At 69.4% G+C, this 2,069-nt stretch carries 3 protein-coding genes; 2 read left to right on the forward strand and 1 reads right to left on the reverse strand.

Features of this window, described 5'->3' with window-relative positions; all coding sequences use genetic code 11:
- Window positions 1–125 precede the first annotated feature (125 nt).
- On the reverse strand, window positions 126–662 hold the full coding sequence (locus IJH84_RS12645) for an AAA family ATPase (protein ID WP_295144400.1): 537 nt from the start codon (window positions 660–662) through the stop codon (window positions 126–128).
- A gap of 181 nt (window positions 663–843) precedes the next feature.
- Here IJH84_RS12645 and IJH84_RS12650 point away from each other — a divergent pair, with 181 nt between their 5' ends.
- Both IJH84_RS12650 and IJH84_RS12655 read left to right on the forward strand, forming a co-directional pair.
- On the forward strand, window positions 844–1,530 hold the full coding sequence (locus tag IJH84_RS12650; RefSeq protein WP_367269015.1) for a class I SAM-dependent methyltransferase: 687 nt from the start codon (window positions 844–846) through the stop codon (window positions 1,528–1,530).
- Between the two features lie 148 nt (window positions 1,531–1,678).
- On the forward strand, window positions 1,679–2,069 hold a 391-nt coding region (locus tag IJH84_RS12655; protein WP_295144403.1), incomplete at its 3' end, for a dihydrodipicolinate synthase family protein.

Consider the following 2,069-nt stretch of genomic DNA (forward strand, 5'->3'; position numbering starts at 1 on the left):
CTCCTGCTCGCGGTCCGGTTTGGCGTTGCTGACGACGAGCATCAGGTGTTCGGCCATCGTGGACTCCTCCGCCCTGCGGGTCGACTGCGACCAGCAAAGCAGAACCCTGATTACCATTGCAATGGTCACTGCTCGACCGAGTCGAGCACGAACCGTGCCCGCTCGGCAACCGGCAGGCGCGGCAGTTCCACCAGCTCGTAGCCGTGCTCGGCGTAGGCATCGGCGACCGCCTCGCAGGTCCGCTCGGCCAGTTCGGCCGGTTGCTTGCGCTCGTCGTCGGTGCGGTATATCGCCGGCCACGGCGGGGCGAGGAAAACCCTTGCGGCATAGCGGAATTCTCGCGCCGCGGCGTGCACGTGCGCGGGCACGGCAAGTCCTTCGACGCGCAGGTAGCCGATGATGTCGGGCAATCCGCGGTCGAAGAACGTGATTCCGGTTGCCATGCGGTGGGAACGCATTTCCCAGCACAGCATCAACTCGGCGAACAACTCCCGATCACGCCACGGCAGTCCGGGGCCGCCGAGAGCGGCCTGGTCCCGGATGATGCCGCGACCGGCCTCGGCCGAGCATGCATGACCGGCCGCGGCGAGCGCGTCGAGCAGCGTGGTCTTGCCGGCTCCCGGCCCGCCGGTGACGACGATCCGGGTGGGTGGTGCGCACACGTGTACTCCGTATTTCTTGCTGTCAGGGGAAAATTCGCAGCGGTAGCTGGGCGCGGCAGGCGGAGATCCGGGTTTCGCGGCAGGATCGCGTCGTTGACTTCGAGCGAACTGAAAGTTCTAGCGTCGTCGGCGGTGGGCACCGGGTCGCCGCGGACTCGATCCGCCCTGTCCGGGCGGTCCGGTGCCCACCGGCGGGCGGCCGGCCGGCCACCCGTTCCGCACCTGGCCGAGGAGCGACATGGAGCGAACTATCCCGCCTGAGCAGTTCGATCGCGGCTACGCCGAGGGCGATCCGCCCTGGGTGATCGGCGAACCACAGCCCGTCGTGGCCGAACTGGCGCGCTCCGGCGCGTTCGGCGGCACCATACTCGACGCCGGTTGCGGGACGGGAGAGCACGCGATACATCTCGCGCTGCTCGGCTACGAAGTGGTCGGCGTCGACACGGCGGCGAACGCGCTGGAGCGGGCGCGGGCGAAGGCGGCCGAAGCGGGCTGCACGCCGCGCTTCGAGCTCGCGAACGCACTGGAACTGCCGCCGGAGCCGCGTTTCGACACCGTCGTCGACAGCGCCCTGTTCCACGTTTTCGGGCCGGCGGATCAGCGTCGGTACGCGCGGTCGCTGCACCGGGTCTGCCTGCCGGGCGCTGTTGCCCACGTGCTCGCGCTGGGCGAGGCCAATGCGGAATTCGGTCCGAGCGTGCGCCAGGACGAGATCCGCGATGCGTTCGCCGATGGCTGGGATGTGGACTACGTGCAGCCGAGCCGCTACGCCGGAATCGCCTACGGGGAACCGGCCCGCGTGATGGGTGTCCGCGACGGGGACCGCATCGAAGTCCCGGCATGGCTGGCGCGCTTCCGGAAGCGCTGAGCCGTTCCGGGCCGCCCCGTTCTGTCCACTGAGGACTAAACGGTGCGCCGCGCCGGTGCGCGACCGCGGGAGGCGTTGACACGGGGGATGCCGGTTTCTAATGTCATCTACATAAGAAACCGGCATCTACATATGAAGATGAGTGGTCATGACCGCGACTTCGGATCCGCCTCCCGACACCGCCCGCTTCGTCGCGCATCTCGACGCGCGGATGCGCGCCGGGGTGCTCTGCTTCCCGCTGACCCCCTTCACCGCCGACGGCGAACTCGACCTCGGCGCCTTCCGGGAGTACTTCGCGGGCCAGCTCGAAGCCGACCCCGCAGCGGCCTTCGTGGCCTGCGGCACCGGTGAGTTCTTCTCGCTGACCCTCGACGAGTACTCCGCGCTGCTGCGCACCGCGGTCGAGGTCGCCGACGGCCGGGTGCCGGTGCTGGCCGGTGTCGGCTACGGCTGGGCGCTGGCGCGGCAGTTCGCCGAGCGTGCTGTCGACGCGGGCGCCGACGGCGGTCTGCTGATGCCGCACTACCTGGTCAAAGCCC

Origin of the sequence: Saccharopolyspora sp., from assembly GCF_017434145.1 — a bacterium.
Classification (GTDB): Bacteria; Actinomycetota; Actinomycetes; order Mycobacteriales; family Pseudonocardiaceae; genus Saccharopolyspora_C; species Saccharopolyspora_C galaxeae.